The sequence below is a fragment of the Tepidiforma sp. genome (assembly GCF_034432735.1).
Lineage (GTDB): Bacteria > Chloroflexota > Dehalococcoidia > Tepidiformales > Tepidiformaceae > Tepidiforma.
In genome coordinates, this window is the sequence record NZ_DAOUBJ010000064.1 from 1 (window position 1) to 24,558 (window position 24,558).

Annotated in this window: 24 protein-coding genes and 3 tRNA genes; 7 read left to right on the forward strand and 20 right to left on the reverse strand. The window is 65.3% G+C overall.

Going from position 1 to position 24,558, the window contains the following annotated elements:
• Window positions 1-67 precede the first annotated feature (67 nt).
• Window positions 68-1,057, forward strand: a complete 990-nt coding sequence (locus VAE53_RS06465; protein WP_322818550.1) for a threonine/serine dehydratase — start codon at window positions 68-70, stop codon at window positions 1,055-1,057.
• Window positions 1,058-1,073: 16 nt separating this feature from the next.
• Here the strand turns inward: VAE53_RS06465 and VAE53_RS06470 are convergent.
• From VAE53_RS06470 to def, 9 genes are all read right to left on the reverse strand, one after another.
• Window positions 1,074-1,148 (reverse strand) — tRNA-Arg (locus VAE53_RS06470).
• Window positions 1,149-1,200: 52 nt separating this feature from the next.
• Entirely contained in the window at window positions 1,201-2,142 is a 942-nt protein-coding gene (locus VAE53_RS06475) for a PH domain-containing protein (protein ID WP_322818551.1), read from the reverse strand.
• Window positions 2,106-3,032: a branched-chain amino acid transaminase gene (locus VAE53_RS06480; protein ID WP_322818552.1), complete on the reverse strand. Its 927-nt coding sequence runs from the start codon at window positions 3,030-3,032 to the stop codon at window positions 2,106-2,108. The genes VAE53_RS06475 and VAE53_RS06480 overlap by 37 nt, the downstream gene beginning before the upstream one ends.
• A 67-nt stretch (window positions 3,033-3,099) precedes the next feature.
• Window positions 3,100-3,528, reverse strand: coding sequence for a hypothetical protein (locus VAE53_RS06485; protein WP_322818553.1), 429 nt, complete (start codon window positions 3,526-3,528; stop codon window positions 3,100-3,102).
• 53 nt (window positions 3,529-3,581) lie between these two features.
• Complete coding sequence (locus tag VAE53_RS06490) at window positions 3,582-4,442, reverse strand: hypothetical protein (protein WP_322818554.1); 861 nt, start codon at window positions 4,440-4,442, stop codon at window positions 3,582-3,584.
• On the reverse strand, window positions 4,439-5,011 hold the full coding sequence (locus VAE53_RS06495; protein WP_322818555.1) for a maleylpyruvate isomerase N-terminal domain-containing protein: 573 nt from the start codon (window positions 5,009-5,011) through the stop codon (window positions 4,439-4,441). The genes VAE53_RS06490 and VAE53_RS06495 overlap by 4 nt, the downstream gene beginning before the upstream one ends.
• A 34-nt stretch (window positions 5,012-5,045) precedes the next feature.
• Window positions 5,046-5,540 (reverse strand): hypothetical protein, encoded by a 495-nt coding sequence (locus tag VAE53_RS06500; RefSeq protein WP_322818556.1) that lies wholly within the window; start codon window positions 5,538-5,540, stop codon window positions 5,046-5,048.
• A 1-nt stretch (window position 5,541) separates the two neighbouring features.
• Entirely contained in the window at window positions 5,542-6,891 is a 1,350-nt protein-coding gene (gene eno, locus VAE53_RS06505; RefSeq protein WP_369294035.1) for a phosphopyruvate hydratase, read from the reverse strand.
• A 9-nt stretch (window positions 6,892-6,900) separates the two neighbouring features.
• On the reverse strand, window positions 6,901-7,401 hold the full coding sequence (gene def / locus VAE53_RS06510) for a peptide deformylase (protein ID WP_322818557.1): 501 nt from the start codon (window positions 7,399-7,401) through the stop codon (window positions 6,901-6,903).
• 152 nt (window positions 7,402-7,553) lie between these two features.
• On the opposite strand from def, the gene VAE53_RS06515 reads away from it, so the two are divergent.
• Complete coding sequence (locus VAE53_RS06515; RefSeq protein ID WP_322818558.1) at window positions 7,554-8,996, forward strand: CoA-binding protein; 1,443 nt, start codon at window positions 7,554-7,556, stop codon at window positions 8,994-8,996.
• A gap of 23 nt (window positions 8,997-9,019) precedes the next feature.
• The gene (locus VAE53_RS06520) at window positions 9,020-10,165 is read left to right on the forward strand and encodes a hypothetical protein (protein WP_322818559.1); all 1,146 of its coding nucleotides are present in this window, start codon (window positions 9,020-9,022) and stop codon (window positions 10,163-10,165) included.
• Here the strand turns inward: VAE53_RS06520 and VAE53_RS06525 are convergent.
• The 4 genes from VAE53_RS06525 to VAE53_RS06540 are packed head-to-tail and all read right to left on the reverse strand — an operon-like array spanning window position 10,090 to window position 16,311.
• Window positions 10,090-10,920 carry a DNA-formamidopyrimidine glycosylase family protein gene (locus VAE53_RS06525; protein WP_322818560.1) on the reverse strand — a complete coding sequence of 277 codons (831 nt, stop codon included), beginning with the start codon at window positions 10,918-10,920 and terminating at the stop codon, window positions 10,090-10,092. The genes VAE53_RS06520 and VAE53_RS06525 overlap by 76 nt on opposite strands.
• Window positions 10,913-15,358 (reverse strand): crosslink repair DNA glycosylase YcaQ family protein, encoded by a 4,446-nt coding sequence (locus VAE53_RS06530; protein WP_322818561.1) that lies wholly within the window; start codon window positions 15,356-15,358, stop codon window positions 10,913-10,915. The genes VAE53_RS06525 and VAE53_RS06530 overlap by 8 nt, the downstream gene beginning before the upstream one ends.
• Before the next feature lie 45 nt (window positions 15,359-15,403).
• Window positions 15,404-15,847, reverse strand: a complete 444-nt coding sequence (locus tag VAE53_RS06535) for a hypothetical protein (protein WP_322818562.1) — start codon at window positions 15,845-15,847, stop codon at window positions 15,404-15,406.
• On the reverse strand, window positions 15,844-16,311 hold the full coding sequence (locus VAE53_RS06540) for a helix-turn-helix domain-containing protein (RefSeq protein ID WP_322818563.1): 468 nt from the start codon (window positions 16,309-16,311) through the stop codon (window positions 15,844-15,846). Before VAE53_RS06540 ends, VAE53_RS06535 begins: the two co-directional genes overlap by 4 nt.
• A 95-nt stretch (window positions 16,312-16,406) precedes the next feature.
• Between VAE53_RS06540 and cofH the strand changes: the two genes are divergently transcribed.
• Complete coding sequence (cofH, locus tag VAE53_RS06545; RefSeq protein ID WP_322818564.1) at window positions 16,407-18,869, forward strand: 5-amino-6-(D-ribitylamino)uracil--L-tyrosine 4-hydroxyphenyl transferase CofH; 2,463 nt, start codon at window positions 16,407-16,409, stop codon at window positions 18,867-18,869.
• On the opposite strand, the gene VAE53_RS06550 is transcribed toward cofH, so the two are convergent.
• From VAE53_RS06550 to VAE53_RS06580, 7 genes are all read right to left on the reverse strand, one after another.
• A complete protein-coding gene (locus tag VAE53_RS06550) occupies window positions 18,866-19,912 on the reverse strand; it encodes an LLM class F420-dependent oxidoreductase (protein ID WP_322818565.1) in 1,047 nt (348 codons plus the stop codon). The two genes, cofH and VAE53_RS06550, sit on opposite strands and share 4 nt — an antisense overlap.
• A gap of 13 nt (window positions 19,913-19,925) precedes the next feature.
• A complete protein-coding gene (locus VAE53_RS06555; protein ID WP_322818566.1) occupies window positions 19,926-20,600 on the reverse strand; it encodes a response regulator transcription factor in 675 nt (224 codons plus the stop codon).
• Window positions 20,601-20,813: 213 nt separating this feature from the next.
• On the reverse strand, window positions 20,814-21,587 hold the full coding sequence (locus VAE53_RS06560) for a DUF3108 domain-containing protein (RefSeq protein WP_322818567.1): 774 nt from the start codon (window positions 21,585-21,587) through the stop codon (window positions 20,814-20,816).
• Window positions 21,584-22,621, reverse strand: a complete 1,038-nt coding sequence (gene ltaE / locus VAE53_RS06565) for a low-specificity L-threonine aldolase (RefSeq protein WP_322818568.1) — start codon at window positions 22,619-22,621, stop codon at window positions 21,584-21,586. The genes VAE53_RS06560 and ltaE overlap by 4 nt, the downstream gene beginning before the upstream one ends.
• Entirely contained in the window at window positions 22,618-23,061 is a 444-nt protein-coding gene (locus tag VAE53_RS06570) for a hypothetical protein (protein WP_322818569.1), read from the reverse strand. The genes ltaE and VAE53_RS06570 overlap by 4 nt, the downstream gene beginning before the upstream one ends.
• 57 nt (window positions 23,062-23,118) lie before the next feature.
• A tRNA-Pro gene (locus tag VAE53_RS06575) sits at window positions 23,119-23,195 on the reverse strand.
• A 55-nt stretch (window positions 23,196-23,250) separates the two neighbouring features.
• A tRNA-Ser gene (locus VAE53_RS06580) sits at window positions 23,251-23,338 on the reverse strand.
• Window positions 23,339-23,452: 114 nt separating this feature from the next.
• Between VAE53_RS06580 and VAE53_RS06585 the strand changes: the two genes are divergently transcribed.
• From VAE53_RS06585 to VAE53_RS13190, 3 genes are all read left to right on the forward strand, one after another.
• Window positions 23,453-23,734, forward strand: a complete 282-nt coding sequence (locus tag VAE53_RS06585) for an FmdB family zinc ribbon protein (protein WP_322818570.1) — start codon at window positions 23,453-23,455, stop codon at window positions 23,732-23,734.
• A gap of 71 nt (window positions 23,735-23,805) precedes the next feature.
• Complete coding sequence (locus VAE53_RS06590) at window positions 23,806-24,414, forward strand: helix-turn-helix domain-containing protein (RefSeq protein WP_322818571.1); 609 nt, start codon at window positions 23,806-23,808, stop codon at window positions 24,412-24,414.
• On the forward strand, window positions 24,404-24,558 hold a 155-nt coding region (locus VAE53_RS13190; protein ID WP_369294036.1), incomplete at its 3' end, for a TetR family transcriptional regulator. The genes VAE53_RS06590 and VAE53_RS13190, both read left to right, overlap by 11 nt.

Sequence of the window (24,558 nt, forward strand, 5' to 3'; positions counted from 1 at the left end):
CATCCTAACGGCAGCGGGATGCCTCGGCTAGTGGCCGGGCAAGTGCTGGTGCGGTAGCGTGCGCGGGATGGATGACCTGCCCCTCTCCTTCGCGGACATCGTCGGCGCCTGCGACCGCCTCTCGGGGCACGTTCACCGTACGCGTCTCGCCTCGTCCCGGCTTCTCGACGAAAGGGTGGGCGCCCATGTTGTGCTCAAGTGCGAGAACGAGCAGCGTACCGGTTCGTTCAAGATACGGGGGGCACTCAATCGCATGCTTCAGCTGAGCGGACAGGAACGGGCGCGCGGGGTGGTGGCGGCATCGAGCGGTAACCATGCGCAGGGGGTCGCCCTCGCCGCTTCTATCACCGGAACCACGGCTACGGTCTTCATGCCCACCGATGCGCCGCTGTCCAAGATTGCGGCGACTCGCTCGTACGGCGCACGAGTCGAGCTCTACGACCGCCGTACGATCATGCCTGCATCCCTCGTCGAGGCGTTCGCGGCCGCGACAGGCGCGACCGCCATCCCGCCATTCGACGACCGAGCCGTGATGGCGGGCCAGGGAACATTGGCCCTGGAGCTTCTCGCGGATTCGGGGCCCCTCGATGCCGTCGTCGTGCCCCTCGGCGGCGGAGGCCTCCTTTCGGGAATCGCGACGGTGGTCCGGGTACTCTCGCCCCGCAGCTCGATATTCGGGGTCGAGCCGGCAGACGGCGACGACTGGGTTCGAAGCCTCGCAGCTGGACGGCCAGTCCTGATAGACCCGCCAAGAACGATTGCCGACGGCGCCAGGACGAGGCAGCCGGGAGCCCTGACTTTCCGGGTGGTGTCGAGACTCACCGACGGGGTGGTGACGGTCACCGATGACGAGCTTCGGCACGCCGTGCGCTTCCTGGCGCAGACGATGAAGCTCGTGGCCGAACCTACCGGGGCGCTCGCGGTGGCCGCACTCCTCGCCGGTCGTGTGCCGGTCGCTCGCGGGGGCCGAATCGCTGCGGTCGTTTCGGGCGGAAACGTCGATCCGGAGATGCTCGCGGCAATTCTCGCTGATGCACCGTCCGAAGTAGCGGGCTAGCGCAAGACAGTCGCGGTGGTACCCCCGGCAGGAATCGAACCTGCGCCTTCGGCTCCGGAGGCCGACACTCTATCCGCTGAGCTACGGGGGCCTGGTTGAAATCCTACCGCGCGTGGCGGAACCGTGCACGGACTCGCGACGAGTCAGGCGTTGGCAAAGGCGATGAGCGCCGCACCGAGCAACACGACTTGGAGGAGGGCTCCGCTCGCGAACAACCAGAGTCCGGCCGCGCGCTCGACGGCATGGAGGGCTGCGCCAGCCACTACGTTTCCAACGTAAATGGCGGCCGCTAGGTAGGCGATGTTCAGGAGCTCGGAGCGGTCTCCGACCCGGACGATTCCACCGAGGGCAGGGAATGGAAGTTCGACCACTTCCGGTACGCCCGGGTACGAGGTAAAGACGTAGCCACAGGCGAGCGCACAGAGCGCAGCCCCCGCCCCGATCGTCCAGAGTGCGATGCGGTCCCGGAAGAGGGGCAATGCACCGGGGCCCACGCCGATGGACCGCTGGCCACCCTGCTCATCGACGGGAGCGAGCGCGGCTCGAGCCTGGATGGCCTCGGCGAATGCGGCTTGGTCGTCCACCGTCAGGCCGTAAGCCTCGCCATCGGTTACGACGTAGAGCAGTTCCTCTGGGTTCGAGTGCGTCGAGTAGAACAGCGTGTACCCAACGCGTTTGACGTCGGCCGCGCCGACGTGGCATCCCCACCAGTTGAGCCCGTGAACCTCCGGCGGATCCAGCGTCCGACCTGGAACGAGCCGTTGAATCGAGCCGATAGGGACAACCACGCGCCGCCATCCCCAACGGATTTCGAGCGCCTCGGGACCAACCACGTATGCCATCGTGCCAACGGCAATCGCCCAGGTGACGAACACGAGGGCAAGGAAGGTTGCGCCGGCGGCTGCGGCCCAAGCGAGAAACGTCTTGAACTCCGGCTGCGATCCCCATGCGATGTTGGCCGCGATGAGCGCGACTGACATGGCCCAAGCGGCGAAGGCGCCACCGATGATGACGCCCATGGCCCTGGGCGGGCGAAAGACCACCGTCCTCAGTTCGCCACGCGGACGCGCGCCGGCGTGCACCATGCCCGGTACTTCTCGTTCTTCCCTCGGATGCAGTCGTAATACAGCTGGCTGAGCTTTTGGGTGATCGGCCCAGGCCTACCATCACCGATCGTTCGCCGATCGACTTCGACGACCGGAGTCAAATGGGCGGCCGTCCCGGTCATGAAGATCTCATCGGAGATGTACAGCTCGGTCCGGTCGATTTCCCGCTCGATCGTTTCGATGCCGAGTTCGTTTCGTGCCAGCTCCACCACGCTCCGAGCGGTGATGCCCTCGAGGATGTTGTCGGCCGGGGTGGGTGTGATGAGCCGGCCGTTGCGAACAATGAAAATGTTCTCTCCGCTGCCCTCGGAAACGTGACCATTTTCGTTCAGCATGATGGCTTCGTCGAAGCCGTTGGCATTTGCCTCCGTCTTGGCCAGCGCGCTGTTGACGTAGATACCGGTGACTTTGGCCCTTGGGGGAATGCCGGTGTCCTGGACGCGGCGCCAGGTGCTGGTATGGCACCGGGCGACCTCCGGCAGGTAAGCCGGAAACGGGGTGAGGAACATGAGCGTGTCGCTATCGAGGTTGTGCAAGCGCACCCCGAGCTGCTCGCTCGAGAGGTAGACCATCGGCCGGAGGTAGACGTCCTCGGTGAACCCACTGCGCTCGACGAGCTCGACGGCGATTTCGCACAGCCGGTCGACCGAATCGTGCATCTGAAGCATGAGGATCTTGGCGCTTTGCGCCAGTCGCTCGAAATGCTCGCGCATGCGGAACAGATAGACCGTCTGGTCTTCCGCGTTCCAGTTCCCCCGAATACCTTCGAAGACCGCAGTGCCGTAGTTGAAGGCGTGGGTCATCACCCCGATTTTCGCCTCGCTGAGCGGCACGATTTTTCCCTGGAAGTATGCATACGGTGTTGGCATGGGTCTCCTCGTCCCGGGTATCGGGAAGGTTTCCGAAAGTATACGCCCGGTCGCGGTTTGCGGCGGCCTAGTCGAGCCCCCGGCTGAAGAACGTGGGCTCCCGACACTCGGGGATACTTGGCTCGAGCGAAGCGAGGCGACGGCGTGCCGCATCGGGTGGCAGGGGCGGCGACGTCGTGACCACGGACGTTGGGTCGTCGAGCGCAGCTTCGAGATAGGCCACGAATTTCCGGTTGTAATCAGCGAGGTCCGGCGGAGGGTCGATTGCCCTCATGGTGGCGGCGAAGTCCTCGAGGACGCGCGCAATTTCGGCTGGACTCGTAGCCGCGACGAGTGCATCGGACACTTGGTCGATGCCGGCGCAGACCGCTCGAAGGTAGTCCTCATCGTTTCCGGTGCCCGTGGCTTTGGGCGAACTGTCGCCGCCTCCGCAGGCAGCGAGGAGCGTCGCGACGACAATTGCGGTGAGCAAAGCGGTAAGGGAAAGGGAACGCACGTGCCGATGGTACACCGCTCCGCGATTTCGCGGTTCCAGTCGGTTCGACTGGCTCAGACGAGGACGCGTTTGGGAGCGCCTCGCGGCTCTCGTCGCCAGTTGACGAGGATCAGGCGCGACTCGCCTTCGACTTCGATGTCTTCCAATCGACAGCGGTTGCGCCGGGCAACCAGCCGAGCGGCGCGTGCGGCCCAATCTTCTGCCTTCTGCGGAAGAGGAGGCAATTCGGCACCGGCGGTCCTCATGATTTCCGCATGCCCAATCCCGAGGCGGAGCAACCAGCCGAAAACCAGCTCCGCGAGCCCGAGATGGAAGTCGCGGTCAGCGAACGTGGCGAGGTAGCGTTCACCGTTGGATTCCGATGCCGTGAGAAGGGCGGTGGTGCCGAGGTGCGGAAGGGCGAACAGCGAGGCCTCGCGATAGACGCTGCCGAGTGTCGGATTCCGCGCCAGCGACTCCGCCGAGCGGAACGGGTGGGTTCGGAATTCGGCAGCGCGCAAGGAGGGCGCCTCGCCGATACCGCCCGCCTCGAGCCAGCTCGTCCATTCTGCCGCCCGGTCCGAGAGGTGAGCGGCCGCGGCAGCCTCGAAATCGGCTGCGGCCCGTACGAGCACGGCTGCCGATGAGTAGTCGCCCCATTCGGTGGCATGGAGAGCCTGCAAGCGGGCCAGCCAGCCGCGAGACCACGGGCCGAACACGGCCGCAACCACGCGGTTGCGGAATTTGGATCCCGCGGCGACCTGCGCGTGCTGCCCCTCGAGCTCGAGTCCTTCAACAAGGAGGTCGAGTTCTTCTCGAAGGATGAAGCTGGTTTGCCGGTGGGTATCGGCGCTTCCGGCCAGTTCCGTAGGCGGTCGTGCGGCACGGGTCGCCTCGGGGTAGACGCGGGGAGGGGAGATGCGGTGGCTGCTCATGACGCCGGGTTCATCGCCTGTTGGTAACGCGCAACGACAGGGTCTTCGAGCCAATCTCGCAGGCTATCCGCCCGTTCGGGTAGGGCCCGGAGCATGTCTGCGGCGTGAATCGGGTCATGCTTGCACCATCCTCGGAGGTAGACCATGAGCGGGATGGTCGCCGGCGGCCGCTTGGCGTCACCCGCGAACCGAATCGTTTCGGAAAGGTCGCGTTCGGTGAGTGCGAGCAGCTCGCGCTCGAGGGATGCGCGTTGGGTGCGCGCCTCTGACAGCAGTTCCTCCACGGTCTTTCCTCGTCGTTCCTGCACCTGCTTCTCGTTCCAATCGTCGACATCGAATCGGTTTCCGTCGGGCGTGCGGAGGCCCGCCTCGTCGCCCGCTCTGACGGCACGGAACATCTCGGCCACAGGCACGTCGATCGTCGCGAGGTGGGCGATGAAATCGCGGACCAGCCAGGTCGATTGGGGAACCGGACGTTCGAGTTCGTCTTCGGTGAGCGAGCGGCAAAATGCATCGAACCGGCGCCGGTGTGCGCGCAGCTCGGCGACGATCGCGTCAAGGTCGGACATCGGGCAATACCCCAGCCGGGATTCGATCCGAACGTTACGCCGCGCCATCGCCGACGTCGACGGGGGTGAGTGGCGGCGGAGCGGGTGCACGTTGCCACCGTCGAACCACGGCATCTGGAGCGCTCTCCGGCAGCGCCATGAGCAATCTCTCGCGGGAGGCGGTGAACACGCTCGCTGCCTCCCAGAGCGCCGCTGCAGCTTCGGCATGGAGCGCGTCGCCGGGGGCGGCGAGTGCAGCGGCGTAAAGCCGGCGCAACGCCACTCGGAGGGCCTCGACACCACCTTCGCCTGCTTCGCGGTCTTCTTGGCGGCCAGGTTGGGGTCCGGAGGACGGTTGGAACGCTCCCTCGATCCAAGCGGCGAGCGCCTGGAGTGACGCCGCGAGCCCGGCGATTTCCGTCCCGACCGTGCGACCTGTTTCGTCGACCTGGCGCTCCGAGGCATCCGCGGGCGCGAGGTTCAGCATGTGGATTACCACCGCACCCTCGTACAACAGGCGGTCCAACGCCGTCCGAAGTGCGATGTGCATTTCAGTGACGGGAACGCCGACGGTCGGTCCGAGGCCGCGGGCGAGACTGGGCAGGGGATTCCCGGACAGGGGCGGGGCCGAGCTGGCGAATCGCACCCCACCCGGCGTACTCTGCTCGGTTTCCGAGTTCGGCCTCGATCTCGAGGAGACGGTTGTACTTGGCCGTCCGTTCGCTTCGTGCTGGTGCACCAGTCTTGATCTGGCCCGAGCCAGTCGCGACGGCGAGGTCAGCGATGAACGCGTCTTCGGTATCGCCCGAGCGATGGCTGATCACGGTTGTCCAACCAGCCCGATGAGCGGCCTGGACGGCTTCGAGGGTTTCGGTGAGGGTCCCAATTTGGTTCAGCTTGACGAGCACGCTGTTCGCGGCTCCTTCCGCGATACCGCGCCTGATGCGCGCGGGATTCGTGACCAACAGGTCGTCGCCGACAAGCTGGCAGCGCTGGCCAAGACGGGCGGTGAGGGCCTTCCAACCCTCCCAATCATCTTCGGCGAGGCCATCTTCGATCGAGCGAATGGGATATTTCTCGACCCAAGCTGCCCAATGATCGATGAGCTCACTGGAGGTGAGCACGCGCCCTTCCTTGGCGAGGGTGTAACGACCATCGGCGAACAGCTCGGTCGAAGCTGGGTCGAGAGCGAGGACGACATCCTCACCGGGCCGATACCCAGCGCGCTCGATTGCCTGCATGACGACCTCGACAGCGGCCTCGTTCCCTGCAAGCGATGGGGCGAACCCGCCTTCGTCGCCTACCGACACGATGTGGCCGGCGTCATGCAACACTGCTTTGAGCGCGTGGTAGACCTCGACGCCCATCCGGAGGCCCTCGCTGAATGTCGCGGCCCCGACAGGCATCACCATGAATTCCTGAAAGTCCGTGCTGTCGGGTGCGTGTTTGCCGCCGTTGAGGATGTTGAACATCGGGACCGGAAGGATGCGGGCCATCGGCCCGCCGAGATACCGGTACAACGGCACACCCCATGCGTCAGCGGCGGCACGGGCAACGGCGAGCGAAACGCCGAGGATGGCGTTGGCGCCGAGGCGACCTTTGTTGGGGGTGCCGTCGAGCTCGCAAAGGATACGGTCGACGAGCATTTGGTCGCTGGCGTCGACACCGGAAAGCGCCTCGGCGATCGGTTCGTTGACGTTCCGGACTGCTTTCAGGACACCTTTTCCGCCGTAGCGGGTGCCGCCATCGCGAAGTTCAACGGCTTCGTGTGCTCCCGTCGATGCCCCGGACGGCACCATCGCAGACCCGGTGGCGCCATCCTCGAGCACGACCGCGACCCGAAGAGTCGGGTTCCCGCGCGAATCCAGAACCTCCATCGCCTGAACGTGTTCGATCAGCATGGCAGCTCCTCAGCTCCGTACCTCGGGCGCGTCACTCAGGGGAACGAGTGCGTCCGGGCCAGGAAGATAGTCGATGTAGAGAATCCCGTTGATGTGGTCGATTTCGTGCTCGAGCGCCTCGGCCATCAGGTCGTTTTCTGCCTTGATTCGAACGATCTTGCCGCTGTAAGGGTCCGTCCCCTGAGCGACGACCCGCACCGACCTAGAAATCTGCCCACGAAAGCCGGGGACCGAAAGGCAGCCCTCGTCGCAGACCCGCTGCCCCGACCGTCTCACGATTTCCGGGTTCACGAGGGCGATCGGCTGATACTTCTCGTCGTGGACATCGATGACGATGACCCGGAGCGGGATGCCGATTTGCGGTGCGGCAAGCCCGACGCCCGGCGCGTCGTACATGGTCTCCCACATATCCTCGATGAGTTTGTGGATCGAGCGGTCGATGGTCCGGACCCGGCGCGCGGGCTCCCGGAGGACCGGGTCGCCGGCGCGGCGAATGGGGATGATTGCCACCTAGTCAGGCTCCGCGGCGTGGTTGGCGAGGTACCGGCCGCCAGTGTACCCCGATAGCCGACTACAGGCGCCCCGATAGCCGGCTTTGGTAGACTGCCAGTGCCCGGTGGTCGCCGGGCTTTCGTGCGCGAAGAACCATTCGGAGAAGCGACGTGGCGGAAGGCCCCTCCCTCGATTTCATCTTCCATCCAAAGTCCATCGCCATTGCCGGCGTTTCAGCAAAGGAGGGAGCGGGCTTTGGAGGAGGCGGGTTCGTCGCCTCGCTGCAGGAGACCGGCTTCCGCGGTCCGATCTACCTGATTCATCCGACGGCGCCTGCGATCCGGGGCCTCAAGTGCTACCGGAGCCTTCGCGATATTCCGGACGATGTGGATTATGTCATTTCTTCGGTGCCCGCACGCCACGTGCCGGAGCTGCTCGAGGACTGTATCGCCAAGAACGTTCGCGTGCTGCACCTCTTCACTGCTGGCTTCACAGAGACGGGCGACGTGGAGCGAGCCAAGATGGAGCAAGCGATCGTTGCCCGCGCTCGGGAATCCGGGATTCGGATCATCGGGCCGAACTGCATGGGTCTGTACGTGCCTGCATCACGGCTCGCGATGATGCCGGGTCAGCCTCCCGAGCCAGGTCCGGTCGGTATGGTTTCCCAGTCGGGCATGAATGCCGGGGAATTCGTGCGCTACGCCATCCCGCGGGGCGTTCGGTGCTCGAAGGTCATCAGTTTTGGCAACGGCGCCGACCTGAAGGCTGCCGACTTTTTCGAGTACCTTGCCGAGGATCCAGAGACCGAGATCATCGTCTCCTATCTCGAAGGCATTCAGGACGGACCGCGCCTCGCCCGCGTGATTCGCGAAACGGCAGCGAAGAAGCCGCTCGTTATTCTGAAAGGCGGCCGTACGGATGCAGGGTCGAGGGCGGCCACCTCCCATACGGCATCGCTGGCTGGGTCGCTTCTGGTGTTCGATGCTCTGTGCAAGCAAGCCGGCGCCGTTCGGGTGGAGAGCCTCGAGGAACTTACCGACCTCGCCGTGACGTTCCAATTCGTCCGGCGGCTCGCTGGACCGAACGTCGTGGTGATTGGGGGTGGTGGCGGTGCAAGCGTTCTGGCCGCCGACGACCTCGCGGCGGCCGGGCTTGTCCTCCCGCCATTGCTACCTGAGACGCAGGCCGCCCTCGCCAAGGTGACTCACGAGGCTGGCACCAGCATTCGGAACCCTATCGACACCACTTCGGTGTGGGAAGAGGAGGGATTCGAAGCCAGCTTCCGGCCGGTGGCCGAGGCGCCGAACGTTCATGCGATTCTCTACCACACGAGCTTCGGGGCTGGTCCCATGGCGAGGCTCGGGGACCCTCGTGGTCGGATGGCGAAGCAGGCGGAGACCCTCGGACGTATCCAGCAAGCGACGGGCAAGCCCATTGTGGTTGCCATTCGGCCGGCAACCAACGTCGAGGGCTTCGCGCAATCGCTCGATTTCCAAGAGCTCTGCTGGCGGGCCGGGCTGGCGACGTACCCCTCGGTCGCGCGCGCCGGACTCGCCCTCGGCCATCTGCTCCGCTGGCAACGCCAGCGGGGGGCCCTTTCCGTCGGTCACTAAAGTAGATAAACTTAGTCAATAACATGGCGACACCGTCGTGGCTCGCGAACTTCCGAGCATGTGCATGGGGCACCGTGTCGCTGAGTGCCGCGGAGTTCGCGGCGGTCTCCGCGTATGCACGGGAGACCCACCCGGCAGATGCCATCGTCGAGAGTTGTCAGCGGTTGGAGGTCTACGGATTCGGCGACTGCGAATGTTGGGCACCGGCTCGATTGGACGGTTGGGCGGCGTTGGAGCGATTGGCCGCCGTCGCGGCGGGGCTCGATGCCGTCGTGCTCGGCGAACGCCAGATCATGGGACAGGTAAGGATGGCATTCCGCGGGACGCGGGGCAGCTTGCGGGCGGCGGCCGACGTCGCCCTCGCTGCAGCGCGTGAAGCCCGACGGACCTTCCCCGTGCGAAGCCACGCCGGCCATCTTCTCGACAGAGCCCTGAGCGAAGTGGGGATCCTCCCGGTGGGCAAGCTTCTTGTCCTTGGGACGGGTGCGATGGGTCGGCTGATCGCCCAGCGGGGGCAAGAGCTAGGGTTCGACGTGACGGCCTGCGGTCGGCGCGACCCTGGGCTCGATCTGCCGTTCGTGCCAATCGCACAAGTTGCGTCGCTTCCAGCGGTCGACGTGGTCGTGGGCTGCCTTGGGTCTGCCGCCGGGCTGATCGATCCCGCCGTCTTGCCGCGTGCTCGACTGATCATCGACCTGGGCACGCCGCGCAACTTCGCGGAATCAACCGATGTACCGATCGTTCGCCTCGAAGACCTCATCGGGGCCGAGCAGCGGCGTCCACACGCGACGGCGCTCCGGGCGCGGCTCCGGGCCGAGCTTGGATCGATCCTCTCGCGGCGGCTGGCCCGCCACGCAGAAGACGCTGCGCACCCTATCGGGAGATTCCGTAAGGCAGCCGAGGAGCTTCGCCGGCACGCGCTCCTCCGCGCCTTGGATTCCGCGCCTGATGCAGACCGTGAGGCCGTCGACCGGGCGCTTCGGTCCGCCACGAATCGTCTGCTCCACGACCTCACCTTCTCGCTTCGCACCCGCAACGACCTCGAACTGGCAGAGAAGCTTGCGAACGCCCTCGAAGCCGTCACCGCCTCCTGTCAGGGTTCGACCAACGAGTTGGCGCTCGCGGGCTCGCCCTCGCCTGGCTGGCAGCGAGGGCACCACGTCGTGTAACGGATGTCGACGCCCTGGCGGGCAGACACGAGCCGCGTGCCGCACCGTCGGCACGGTTGGCCAGACCGGAGGTAGACGTACATTTCAGGTCGCCGGGCAATTCCGCGACCGTCAGGCTTCCCAACGCTCGCGCGGAGCAGGTCGCGCGCCGTCGCGACGATCCGAAGGAGCTCATCGTCGTCGAGGTGGCGAACCCGCCTCCAGGGGTTGATGCCACAGCGGAACAGCGTTTCGTGTTTCCAGATGTTGCCCACTCCTGCCATCACCTGCTGGTCCATGATGGCGTCGCCGATGGTGAGGTCTGCGCGGAGTGGATCACGGAAACGTCGGAGCGCCTCGAGAGGGTCGAAGTTGTCGTCGAGCAGGTCCGGCCCGAGCCCAGCAAGCGGGGGGTAAGAGGGTAGCGCTCGCGACTCCAGAAGTTCGATTACCGGCGCGCTGAAGTTCACGACGACGAAGTCCTCGACCTCGAGCACGAGGCGAGCCTCGCGCTCCGCCCTACGCCACGCTTGTCCAGGACGGTAGACGTGCCACGTGCCATACATCCGCAGGTGGCCACGGAGGACCAAGCCATTGGCGAATTCGATGAGAAGGTTCTTTCCCACCGACCGGGCGCCGACGCAAACGACGCCGATGAGTCGTTCGACCTGGGGCACCGGGCCCGGGCCTTGCGCTCTGGCACGGACAATCGTTTTGCCCGCGAGAGCGCCATCGACGCGACGTGCGAAACGGAAGAGAGCGTCGCCCTCAGGCACGCCCCGTCTCCCCACCGGGATTTGGGCGATACACGAGACCGCGGTAACCCCGCCTGAAACCACGCGAGAGCAACTCCGGGGCGAGTGGCGCATCAGCTGCAGGCTCCCCATCTATTCGCTCGATCACCAGCCCACGCGGCTCGAGGGCAGGTGCTGCATGGATCAAGCAAGCGAGCGCCTCTGCCAGTCGTTCGCCGTCGCTGTGGCCAGGCGGCAATACGATGAGCGAGCGCCCGCGACGCTCTAGAGCGATGACCGGCTGACCGTCGGCGAGGATGACGAAGTTCCCAGCGGCGCGGGCCGGGCATCGCTTGCCTTCGGGGGCATCACCATCTGGCCAAGGCAACACCTCTCCGTACGGCTGGGCTGGGTCGGTGGCCGCGAGGAGGACCGTGCGGGCTGGCACCGACCTGTCCCGGGCTGCGCGCAGGCGCTCGACTGCTCCCGGAAGGGCAAACTGTGCCCCGCCGAGACCTTCCACAAAGTAACCCCTCAACGCTCGGCCACGTTCCTCCATCTCGAGGAAGACATGGTAGAGCCCCGCGAATCCACCGCGGATAGGCTCGGCGTTGGCCGCCTCACGGGTCACGATGCCGCGGCGCTCGAGCAGCGCGGATGCTCGAGCGTGCATCGACCGGGTATGGTCGGCACCGCCGGCGAGCAGCGACCACCGGCCGGTCGACTCGGGAGGAAGTCGGTGCAACCTTCCGCCGGCTGCAGGTCGGCCGCCGCTTTTTTTGCCAAGCCAGGCCCGCACGGGCGCGAACGTGTCATTTGTCACTCGCCCAGACCAGACCAAATTCCAGAGAGCCTCGAGGACATCACCGATTGGCCTGCCGCTGGCAGCGACAAGTTCGGTAAAGAACTGAGCGCCGCGGCGTTCGAGCAATTCGAGAAGCTCCCCCTCGAGCTCATTCGACGGCTCCTCCGGGTCCGGGAGGTAGGCGGCCAGCCGCTCCCGCGCGACGAGCATCAGCCTCCCGTCGTCGTCACGGATGCGCCCAGCTCCGATCCACGCGATTTCCCCAGTCGCACAGAGCTCATCGAGCATGGCGGGCGTGTAGTTCTCGACCCGGGCAGGGAGCACGAATCGCTCGAGGACGGAGGCTGGCAATGGGTATCCCTCGAGCTGGACGATGGCCTCCCGGAGGGCGTCCAGCCCGCGGCGCCTCGCGGCAATGCCGTGCCACTCGAGAAGAAACCGCGCGTACGCTGTCGGCTCGACGGGTTCTGCCTGACTCCTCAGACGGGCGAGCACACGGCGTTTGATCAGCCGCAATACTTCGGTGTGGCACCACTCGACCCCGGATACGCTTGGGCGAAATTCTCCCCGTACGAGGAGTCCGTCCCGCTCCAACGTCCGTAGCACCTCATCGACGACACCCGTGGGGAGGTGCCAGCGCGAGGCGACGGCTTCTGCGGTGAATGGGCCATGCGTTCGAGCGTACCGAGCGACCAGCCCCGAGACAGCGCCCTCGGCGGGCAGTGCAGCAGCACCAGGCACACCCTGCGGGATCATCACGCCGAGGGCATCCCGGTACCGGGCAGCATCTTCTGTCGGGATCCAACGTTCCTCGCCGGCTATCCGCACGGGGCACGCCCTCCCGGATCCCACAAGGGCGCGCAGGAGGTCGGTGGCACGAGCCGGCTCGGCAAGGCGCGGGGCGACCTCGTCGAGCGAGAGGTCGCCGAGCCGTCGGAGGAGGTCGTGGACGGCGTCCGCGTTGCTCGGCTTGCGGTGCGCCGTGAGGCCCTGGAGCTCGAGCTCGACAGCGTCGACGACCGCGGGGTCGAGCAAATCGCGGAGATCGGCCTCTCCGAGAAGGTCGCGGAGCTGTGCCCGGTCGATTGTCAGCGCCTGGGCACGGCGCTCGGCCAGTGGCATATCGCCTTCGTACATGAAGGCTGCGATGTACTCGAACGCCAACGAGCGGGCGAAGGGGGAGGCGTCGCGCACCGTAGCATGGCGAACTTCGACCTCTCGTCGTTCGACCCGCTGGAGAAGGCGGGTCAGTGCGGGGAGATCGAAGATGTCCTGCAGGCACTCCCGGTAGGTTTCGAGGATGATCGGGAAGGAACCGTATCGGCTGGCCACGGCGAGCAGATTGGCGGCTCGTTGGCGCTGGAGCCACAGCGGTGTGCGCGAGCCGGGCCGTCTTCTCGGCAGGAGGAGGGCGCGGGCCGCGTTCTCGCGGAATCGCCCGGCAAAGAGGGCTGTGCCGCCGAGGCGCTCGACCACCAGATCCTCGACTTCGTCGGCTGGCGGGAAGAGCACTTCGAGCGGCGGAGGTGATTCCGCACCCCCGAATCGGATAGCGATGCCATCGTCACCCCAAATGACCTGTGCCTCGCCGTAGCCGCCCGTCTCGAGTCGGGCTTCGATCGCCATGGCCCAGGGGGCATGGACGCGCCCTCCATACGGCGAGAGGACGACGTAACGCCAGTCGCCGAGCTCATCCATGTACTGCTCGACGACGATTCGCCGGTCGGTCGGGACGAGACCAGTAGTTTCACGTTCGTCAGCTATGTAGGCGGCGAGGTTGCGCGCCGCCCGGTCATCGAGGTCCGTCGATCGCTGCAGCCAAGCTGCTGCTTCGGCTTCATCTTCGAATCGTTCGAGCTCCCGAACGAGGGCTCCGATCGACTCGCCCAACTCGGAGGAACGACCGACTCCGTCGCCGCGCCAGAAGGGCATTTTCCCCGGTTGGCCGGGAGCCGGCGAGACGATGACGCGGTCGCGAGTGATTCGCTCGATACGCCAGGTGGTCGCGCCGAGGATGAAAGTTTCGCCCGGACGACTTTCGTAGACCATCTCCTCGTCGAGTTCCCCGACTCGGGGGCCCCCTTCGCCGAGATACACCCCATAGAGTCCTCGGTCGGGGATGGTGCCGGCGTTCACGATAGCGAGTGTTCGGGCGTCGCGTCGGGTCGAGACACGGCCGGTTTCGCGGTCCCATGTGATGCGCGGACGCAGCTCTGCGAACTCATCCGATGGGTACTGCCCCGCGAGCATCCCGAGTACGCCTTCGAGCTGCTGCTGGGTGAGCGAGATGAATGGGTAACTCCGGCGCGCGAGCCCGTGGAGTTCCTCCACGGTGAGATCCTCGACGGCGCAGGCAGCCACGATTTGCTGGGCGAGAACGTCGAGGGGATTACGCGGGACCCGGGTCGCTTCGATGTCGCCATCGCGCATGTGGCGCGCGACGACGGTGCACTCGAGGAGGTCGCCGCGATGTTTGGGAAAAATCCGGCCGCGGCTCAGACCATCGACATGATGGCCGGCCCGGCCTACACGCTGGAGCCCGGCTGCCACGCTCTTCGGCGACTCGACCTGGATAACGAGGTCGACCGCACCCATGTCGATGCCGAGCTCCATCGAACTCGTGCAGACGATGCCCGGGAGGCGGCCCTCCTTCAGTGCCTCTTCGATGAGCTGTCGCTGCTCGCGGGAGACGGAGCCGTGGTGGGCTCGGAGGAGCTCTTCACCGGCCAGCTCGTTGACGCGGGAGGCTACACGCTCGGCTAGCCGACGGTTGTTGACGAAGACGAGGGTCGAGCGGTGACCGCGGACGAGCTGCAAGATTTCGTTATAGAAGGCTGGCCAAACCGAGTTTCTCTGTTCGGGCGAGAGCTCGCTTTCGGGAACGGGTCCGGCGTAATCGGTCGGTCGAGTCATGTCCTCGAACGGGACGACGACCTGGAGGTCGATGGGGCGCCTCGCTCCAGCATCGACGATGCGGACGGGCCGGTCGCCACCCAGGTACCGCGCGACTTCGTCGAGCGGACGTTGCGTCGCTGAGAGTCCGATGCGCTGGAACTCTTTGCCAGTGAGCCGCTCGAGTCGTTCGAGTGTCAACGCAAGATGTGCGCCTCGCTTCGAACCGGCCATCGTATGGATTTCGTCGACGATGACCGTCTCGACGGTCCTCAGGATGTCCCTGGCCCCGGAGGTGAGGAGGAGGTAGAGCGATTCCGGGGTCGTGATGAGGATGTCGGGCGGGCGGCGGCGCAGCTCCTCGCGGTCTCGTGCCGGCGTGTCTCCGGTCCGAACACCGACTGTGATATCGGGCTCGGGCTGCCCCGCGCGCAGGGCGGCCAAGCGAAGCCCCGCCAGGGGTGCGCGCAGGTTACGTTCGACGTCATAGGAGAGCGCCTTCAGTGGCGAAACGTACACAACGCTGACACCCGAACGCAGAGGGGTACCTCGCCTGTCCGTGGGGAGGGGTGAACGCTGAACGAGTCTGTCCAAACAAGCGAGGAAGGCGGCGAGCGTCTTGCCGGAACCTGTCGGGGCCAGGAGAAGGGTGTGTTCGCCGGTCGCGATGGCCTCCCAGCCGAGTTCCTGTGCTGGCGTCGGTGCGGCAAACGCGGCACGGAACCACTCCCGAACGGGTGGGCTGAAGTGTCTCAGCGCATCGGCAGGTGCAGCCTGGGTCACGCTGAACATTCTGCCAGAGTCGAAGGTTGCCGAACAAAAGTTCTTCTACCGCCCAGGGTCGGTACTGGCTGCTGCGCGTCGGACGGTTCGTGCAGTGGGGGCTGTGGCGTCCTGCCGAGCTGCCTCGGTGACGAACCCGAGGCGATGCCGCCGGACATCGTGCTCCGGGTGGATTTCGACCCGAAATATGGTTTGGTAAGGAATGAACACCTGCGTCGGGTGGTCGTGATCCGGACTCGAGGTGTGAAGGGCGACCCACTGGTCCGCGACGCCGCTGATGCCGTTCACGTAGTGCGTCACGCCGTCGATAGTCGTGAGCTCCACGACCGGCACCTCGCAATTCACCTGGGCACAGAAGCCTTGGATGGCCTTGGGAAGAACGGATTCGAAAAAGTTCCGGTCGAAGGGAGCGCCGTTCGACACGACCGGGGCAGGCGGGATCGCGGCGACGCCGGGTGGCAGATAGATGACGCGCGACGGTTGGGTCACCGGGGCAGCGTAGTCCTACCACCTCCAGCCAGCAACTGGGCTTCGTCCCGCCCGACGATGCGGACGCGACGCCGAGGCGCCTCGCGGGCACAGGTCGGGCAGTGGTAGACAACGCTGATGCCGTGGCCACACGCATCATCGACGAGTGCCAAGTCGGCTTCGGCATAACGCTGGCCCCAATCGGCGAGGGCACCCACGACCACCCCGAGCGCGTGACCTTTGGGCGTGAGACGGTATTCGTGCCGGCGCGGGCGGTCCTGGTATTGGCGCCTTTCGATGACCCCTGCCGCTTCGAGTGTGCGGAGCCGGGTGGATAGCACGGCTGGCGGTATTCCCTCGACCGACTCGCGCAGCTCGTTGAACCGACGTCGACCTCGCAACAAGTCCCGAACGATGAGCAACGTCCAGCGGTCGCCGACGAGTTTCAGCGTGGCAGCAACAGGGCAACGGACTGGCGTCTTCACGGTGGCCCCCCGGTGTTCGTTGCGTTATGCTACGCGCGCGCAGGGGAAAGTTCAATGAATGAACTTGCTTCGAATCGGCGTGCCAGGAGCCAAAGATGCTGGCAACCACCGCCCGAACCATTCAGCGATCGCTAGGCGGCACCCTTCCAACCGAGGACGAAGCCCTCGCTCTTGCCGAGGAGACCGACCTCGCAGCTCTTCTCGCCGCCGCCTCGGAACTCCGCGACCGCGGCCACCGAAACGTTATCTCGTACTCGCGCAAGGTCTTCATTCCGCTGACGCAACTCTGCCGGGACGTGTGCCACTATTGCACGTTTGCGAGGCCGCCCAAGCCCGGCGAGCGCGCCTACCTGACACCCGAGCAGGTGCTCGAAATTGCGCGGGCAGGTGCCGCGGCGGGCTGTCATGAAGCCCTCTTTACGCTGGGAGACAAACCCGAGCTTCGTTACCGTGTGGCGAAACGCGAGTTGGACGAACTCGGGTACCCCACGACCATTGCCTACCTCGCAGCGATGGCAGAGCTGGTCCATCGTGAGACCGGGCTGTTGCCCCACACGAACCCCGGTGTCATGTCCCCGGACGAGATCGCGGCGCTCCGACGGGTCTCGGTATCGCAGGGCATCATGCTGGAGAGCGTTGCGGAGCGGTTGTTCACGGAGAAAGGCGCGGTGCACTACGGTTCTCCGGACAAGCGCCCGTCGGTGAGGCTTGCGACCATAGCGGAAGCCGGGCGGCAACGCGTGCCCTTTACCTCGGGGATTCTGATTGGTATCGGTGAGACCCGGCAGGAGCGGGTCGAATCGCTCCTCGCGCTGCGCAGGCTCCACCTCGAGTACGACCACATCCAGGAGATCATCGTCCAGAACTTCCGCGCCAAACCTGGGACGAAGATGGCGGATGCCCCGGAGCCGGATCTCGACGACCTTCTATGGACCCTTGCGGTGGCGCGGCTGGTCTTCGGACCGGAGATGAACATTCAAGCACCCCCGAACCTCAGCTACGACGACTACCCGAAACTGGTGGCGGCAGGGTTGAACGATTGGGGTGGCGTCTCCCCCGTCACACCCGACCATGTGAATCCCGAAGCGCCTTGGCCACACCTGGAGCAGCTGCGAGAGCGAACCGCAGAGTGCGGCAAGGTCCTGGTCGAGCGTCTCCCAGTCTATCCTCGTTACGCGCTCGATTCCGAGCGCTGGCAGGACCCGGCGATGCGTACGGCGGTAATCCGTGCCATCGATGCGGAGGGATTCGCTCGCGTCGACTCTTGGTCACCGGGCGATGCCACGGTCCCGCCGCCTGCGCCCGATGTTCCGCGTCGGCTCCATCCCGCCAGGCCGGTCGACACATCGACGCGCGACGTCCGCGACATCCTTGCCGCGAACGAAGCGGGGCATGAGCTAACCGAAGCGCAAATTGTCCGCCTCTTCCAGGCTCGCGGCGACGATTACCACCTGGTCTGCGAGGCAGCCGACCGCGTTCGCCGCGCCGTGAACGGCGATGTGGTGAGCTATGTCGTCAACCGGAACATCAACTACACCAACATTTGTTATTTTCGGTGCCAGTTCTGTGCGTTCGCGAAAGGAAAGCTCAGCGAAAGCTTGCGCGGCATTCCCTACGACCTCGACCTCGACGAGATCGTGCGCCGGGCACGCGAGGCGTGGGACCGCGGAGCAACGGAAGTCTGCATGCAAGGTGGCATTCACCCCGACTACACCGGGGCCACGTATTTGGCCATCTTGCGGGCCGTGAAGGCGGCAGTGCCAGGTCTGCACATCCACGCCTTTTCGCCGCTGGAAGTTGCCCAGGGTGCTCGAACGCTCGGCGTTTCGGTCCGGGAATTTCTCCTACGGCTGCGCGAAGCGGGGCTGGGAACGCTCCCCGGGACGGCTGCAGAGGTTCTCGATGACGAAGTCCGCGTCATCCTTTGCCCGGACAAGCTTTCGACGACCGAATGGCTCCGCGTCGTCGAGGAGGCCCATCGGGTAGGATTCCGAACGACATCGACCATTATGTATGGCCACATCGACCATCCGCGGAACTGGGCCCGCCACCTCGTGGCGCTCCGCGACCTTCAGAAGCGGACAGGTGGGATAACGGAATTCGTTCCCCTGCCCTTCGTGCACATGGAGGCCCCGATCTACCTGAAGGGCCGTGCGCGTCCGGGCCCGACCTTCCGCGAGGCGGTGCTCATGCACGCCGTTGGACGTCTGGCGCTCCACCCGTACATCACGAACATTCAGGTGTCCTGGGTGAAGATGGGGGTCGAGGGGGTCCGCGCCTGCCTCGATGCGGGGGTGAACGACATGGGAGGCACGCTCATGAACGAAAGCATATCTCGCGCCGCCGGAGCCGGATTCGGACAAGAGCTTCCGCCGGAGGAGATGGAGCGTGTGATTCGTTCGATGGGCAGGACACCGCGCCAACGGACCACCACGTATGGCCCGGCACCTGAGGACCGCGTCATCGCGTCGTTCGGGGCTCCACCGCTCCAGCCGATCGTGCTGACCCCGGTGCGGAAGTACGAAAGAGCTACAACGTCAGGGGAAGTGGCAGGCTAAGCCGTTTCCTCACGCCGCGCGCCCGCGAGTTCGGCCATGAGGCGTAAGGCCTCGGGCTGCCGCGACTGGACGAGGAGCGTCGTGACCCCAGCGTCCTCCCAATCGCGGAACCGAGCGCGAATGCGCTCCGGCGGGCCGACCAGTGACATTTCGTCGGCGAGTTCATCCGGCACGGCGGCCTCGGCCTCTCGTTTCCGTCCGGCGAGGTACAGCTCTTGGATGCGTTGCGCCGCGTCGCCATAGCCGTACTTGATGGCCATCTCGTTATGGAAATTCTTCTCACGCGCGCCCATCCCGCCGATGTAGAGCGCCAGAAACGGCTTCTGTTGAGCGAGGAGGGCGCCGACGTCGTGGCCGACGGCGACGGTACACCCGGCAGCGATGTCGAAGTCGCGCCAAGACTTTCCACCGCCCGCGCGCCGAAACCCTTCCTCGAGATGGGGGCGGAAGAGTGGCATGCGCCGGGGTGAGAACCAGATGGGGAGCCACCCATCAGCGATCTCGGCGGTGGTCCGGATGTTCACCGGGCCCATCGTGGCTAAGTACACCGGGAGCTGGCGCCCATGGAGAATGCTCTTCAAAGGCTTTCCTAAGCCGGTGGCCCGCGGCCCGTCGTACGGCAAACGGTATTCTTCGCCGGCGTACGTCACCGGCTCGTCTCGCGCCCAGATTTTGCGCAGGATTTGGACGTACTCTCGCATCCGCACGGCGGGACGCCCGTATGGCACACCATGCCAGCCCTCCACCACCTGTGGTCCACTGAGGCCAAGACCGACCATGACACGCCCGCCAGAGATCGCATCGAGTGTCGACATGGTCATCGCCGTCATGGCCGGAGTTCGCGCCGGGATTTGCATGATGGCGGTGCCGAGTCGAATCTTGCTCGTGACGGCAGCAAGGTACGCGAGCGGGGTGACGGCGTCGGAACCATAGGCCTCCGCGGTCCAAACGGAGTCGTAACCCAGCGACTCGGCGTACCTGATGAGCTCCACCGGCAGCTCGATTTTCGAGCCGGAATATCCGACATTCAGTCCCAGTCGCATCCGACCCTCCTCCTCAAGCGATGAAGCGGTAGCCCTTGCCGCGAACTGTCTGGATCGCGTCGTTGGAACCGAGCACTTCACGGAGCTTCCGGCGGAGGTTGCTCATGTGTGCACGAACGAGCGTGCTTGCACCGGTGGCGTTTCGGTACTGCCAGACGTCGACCAGCAGGTCGCGGGGGTGGAGCGTCTCGCCTTCGTGTTCCATGAGGTAGGCGAGGAGCGTCGCTTCGATGTTCGTCAGGTGCACCTGCCGTTCGCCACAGCGGAGGGTGTTGGAGGCAAGGTCGAGGTCGAGCCCTCGATCGCGCCGCTCGCGGCCCGGCAGCCCGACTCGTTCACGAAGCGCCTCACCAAGAGCCTCGAGCGGGAACGGCTTTTTAATGACGGCGCCGTCGATGCGGAGGTGTGGCCGGCGCGCCCCCTTGTGCAGCAAATAGACCATCGCCGGGGCGCGGCGCTGATAGGTGAGGGCCAGCCAGTGGTTGAACTGGGCGAAGGTGGAGCCGTTTTCGCCGCGGGGGACGCCTTGGATGTCCACGACCAGCGCATCGAACCAATACTCGCCGAGCACTTCCATGGCGTGGTCGTAGCTCGTAGCCGTACCGGCGTCGTACCCCCGCTCTCGGACGTATTCAGCCAGAGAGGTACGCGTCCGTGGGTCACGGCTGATGACGAAAATGGCTGGCATAGGGACTATTCGGATTCCTGGCTGACTGGTCGGTAAAGCGGTTGCTGCATCTTGGTGAGACACTTCACCACTGTCAAGAAGACGAAGCCCCCGATTCTTACCACTTCGCAGACTCCGTTTGCGTTTTTCGTCGATGGCCCGTCGGCGGGGGCAATGCCAACGGCAAGGCCAGAGCATAGCCCGCCCTTGCTCGGTCCGTCCTGCTTGCTTCCGTTAGGGTGCTCCGACGCTCGTGAGGACGTAGTCCACGTCCTGGATGCCGTGAACCCGCGCCTTGACCACGCGGTGCGGGGACTCGACCTCGACCCAGGCGAACTGGGTAATGGTCGATGTGCTGATGCGCACCTTGTAGGTCCGGAATGTGCCCGCCGGTACGGTGATCTCCTCTTCGCCTTCTACACGGAGCTTCACATCGAAAACAGCACCTGTGGCTGCAGATACGTTGCGATAGGTACCCTCGTAGCCAGTTCGGAGCTCGATACCTCTGACGAGCCAAAGCATGGTCTCGTCGTCGTAATAGGCTGGGTCGGGATTCTGCTCGGTTGGCTTCGGGAGCTCGCGCTCGGTCTGGCGGAGCTTCCCGTTCTCGTCCGCAACGTACTTCACGATCGGGTACTCGTACGTAGCGTTGAACGATATCCGGGTCTTCTTTTCGGAATCGGTTTGCACCCTTGTCGAACGAAGCGGCTCGAGCGTTTGGGCCACCACCTCGGCGGTACCGTCGTCGCGGTGTGGGCCCGGCTCGTCGCTGCAGAGGCGGCTGACGCGCGTGACTCCTGGCTCTACGGCAACCTCCGTTTTGAGAACGCACGTGCCGTAGGGGTCACGACCACTCGCCAGCAAGTCGTACGTGAAGGTTTCGTTTCCTTGCCAGGGGGGACCAAGGAAGACCCGCTCGGCCGGCGGAGAATCGGAGCCGGATGTGCAGCCCGCGAAAGTGGCGGCGACGAGAACTGGGAGGATCAGCAGGTTCTTGAAGCGATTCAAGCGATTCGTGCCTCTACGATGCGAGAAATTCGGGCGAGGGCCTCTTCGGTGTCGGCACTCGATACGTCGAGGTGGGTGACCATCCGGATGCGACCGCGGCCGAAGGGAACGGCGAGCACGCCAGCTTCCGCGAAGTCAGCGAGCCACTGTTCCGGGGTTCCGCGAAGGATTTCGACGACCACGATGTTCGTCCGCGGCAAGTTGGGCCTGAACGGTCCGAGCTCCGCGAGCCCGTTGGCCAGCCGGCGGGCGTTGGCGTGGTCGTCGGCCAGTCGGTCGATATGATGATCGATGGCGTAGAGCGCGGCTGCAGCAAGCACGCCCGCCTGCCGCATGCCGCCACCGAGGAGTTTGCGGTTTCGTCGCGCCCGTTCGATGAAGTCGCGGCTCCCACAGAGCACCGAGCCGACGGGGGCGCCGAGCCCTTTCGAGAAGCAGAAGGTAACGGAATCGCAGGGCGCTGCGATTGCCCGTGCCGGACAACCAAGAGCTATGGCCGCGTTGAACAGGCGAGCCCCGTCGAGGTGCACCTCGAGTCCATGCTCGTGAGCGACGGCCGAAAGGCGCTCGATAATTGCGGGCTCGATGGGTGCGCCGCCGCAGCGATTATGCGTGTTTTCGAGGCAGAGGAGCTTCGTTCCGGGTGAGTGAATCGTCTGCGGGCGAATCGCTTCGGCGAATTCGTCGATGTCCAGCGTTCCATCTTCGCGATTATGGAGTGTCCGGGTGAGGAGACCGGCAATACGAGCGACCCCGCCGACTTCATACTGGAAGATGTGTGACTGGTCGCCGAGGATGACTTCGTCGCCGGGTGTCGCGTGCGTCAGCAACGCGACGAGATTGGCCATCGTTCCGGAAGGCACGAAGAGGGCAGCCTCTTTCCCAACGAGGCTGGCGGCTCGGGCTTCCAGGAGGTTCACGGTCGGATCGTCGCCGAAAACGTCGTCGCCGACTTCGGCCGCCGCCATGGCGGCCCGCATCTCCGAGGTGGGGCGCGTGACCGTGTCGCTGCGGAGGTCGATGATGTGCGTCACCGGGCGCGACGCTCCCACAGGGTTTGGTAGTGGCCGGCGCCCCGAATGGCGCTCGTGACTTCACGCCGCTCGAGCGAAAGGAGTTCCTCGAGGGCACGTGCGCAGGCATCGGTCGTTTCGTCGGACCCGAGCGAGGAAGCTCGGTCGACAATGCGCTGCCAGGCTCCGCTGGCGAGAAGCACCGGAACTGAGCGGGGCCAGTGAAACGTGAGCACGCGGTCGGGTAGGGGAAACTCGGGGCGCAGTCGTTTTATCGAGCGAAAGCGGTCCTCGACGGACTCGGCGCGGGGAACGACGCGGACGAGCGGCTCGACTCCGGGGCGGGTTCTGAAATCGACGAGCAGACGACGGTCGATAAAGTGGAATCGGACGACGAGAACCTCGGCGGTATCGATGACTCGGAAGACTTCGTCAAGGTCGACGCCGAACTCGTCACTCATCTTCGATGCCCCACGGCGCGCGCCCCGGACTGCCGGGGATGCGTCTGATCCGGTGCGTGGTCGGGGTGCCGCGATTCGAACGCGGGACCTCCTGGCCCCAAACCAGGCGCTCTGCCAGGCTGAGCTACACCCCGCCGGTCTCCTAGGGTACGCCTGGCGGCGGTTGTGCGCGAAAGCGGCTTTTCAGGGTGGCGGAGAGGGTGGGATTCGAACCCACGGTGGGTTGCCCCACGGCCGTTTTCAAGACGGCTCCCTTCAACCACTCGGGCACCTCTCCAGTTGGGAATTCTAGCGTGCCCTCGGTGCATCCGCCCCGCTTTAGCACTCTTGACATGGGAGTGCTAATGCGCCGATGATGGGCGCACAGCACGCGATATCCGAGGGTGTACCCGTGCCGACCTACGAATACCATTGCCCCGCATGCGATGCGGTGTACGAGCTGCGTCAGGGGTTCGATGCCCCAACCACCCATCAGTGCGAGGAGTGTGGCCAGGGTACGGCCAAGCGAGTGCTCCACGCGCCACCCATCGTATTCAAGGGGAGCGGCTGGTATATCACCGACAGTCGTAACAAGCAGTCCGCGCTGAGCGATTCTACCTCCAACGGCACGAGCGATAGCAGCTCTGCCGGCACCGTTACCGAATCGACCGGCGAAGCAGCCGCAGCTTCCTGATCGCTCGAGGGAGCGGGGAACCAGGTGGCCAACATCTACGCACCTGGTCCGAGCGCGGCTATACTCCGCGCATGGCAAATCAGCCTCGGTCGGTGAGGGAGCCACAGACCTCGGAAGCCGTGGCGACGAGGGAACGCATTCTCGCGGCTGCCCGGGCGCTTTTCGCGGAGCGCGGCTTCGATGGCACGTCGGTCCGGATGATCGCGAACCGGGCCGGGGTGAGCGACCCGGCAGTCCATTACTACTTTCCGAGCAAGTACGACCTCTTCCGGGCACTGATGGTCCAGCCCGACTACGGGGTCCCGCCCCGTGCGCGTAACCTCGACGAGGCAGTCGACGTCCTCGCAGACATGTTCGCTTGGTGGGCCGACAATGCTGCCCTGGTCCGTGCCGTCCTAGCGCAGCAACTGCGTGGCGACCAGGAGGCCGTCGACTACCTGCTCGACGGCGAGGAACGGTACCACGACGAGGTTGCGCGCATCCTCGCTTCGGCTGGTTACTGCGGCGATATCGCTGCCGCGGCCGACATCTTGTTCCACACCCTCTCCGGAATCCTGTGGGACGCGGTCCTTACGTACGGCAACGAAGCCAGGGAGGTCCTGGACCAAGCCGTCTTCCGCGAGCGGGTGCGTTTCACTATCCGGCGTTGCCTCAACCTGGAGCCTCCCTATGGCACGTGACGAGGCAAAAGGGGGCACGATCTTACGGGGTAGCGACCGGACGCGGGCACGCATCCTCGAAGCCGCGATGGAAGCGTTTGCGCGCCACGGTTTCGATGGCACGTCGGTACGCTCGATAGCGGCTCGCTGCGGCCTTTCCGACGC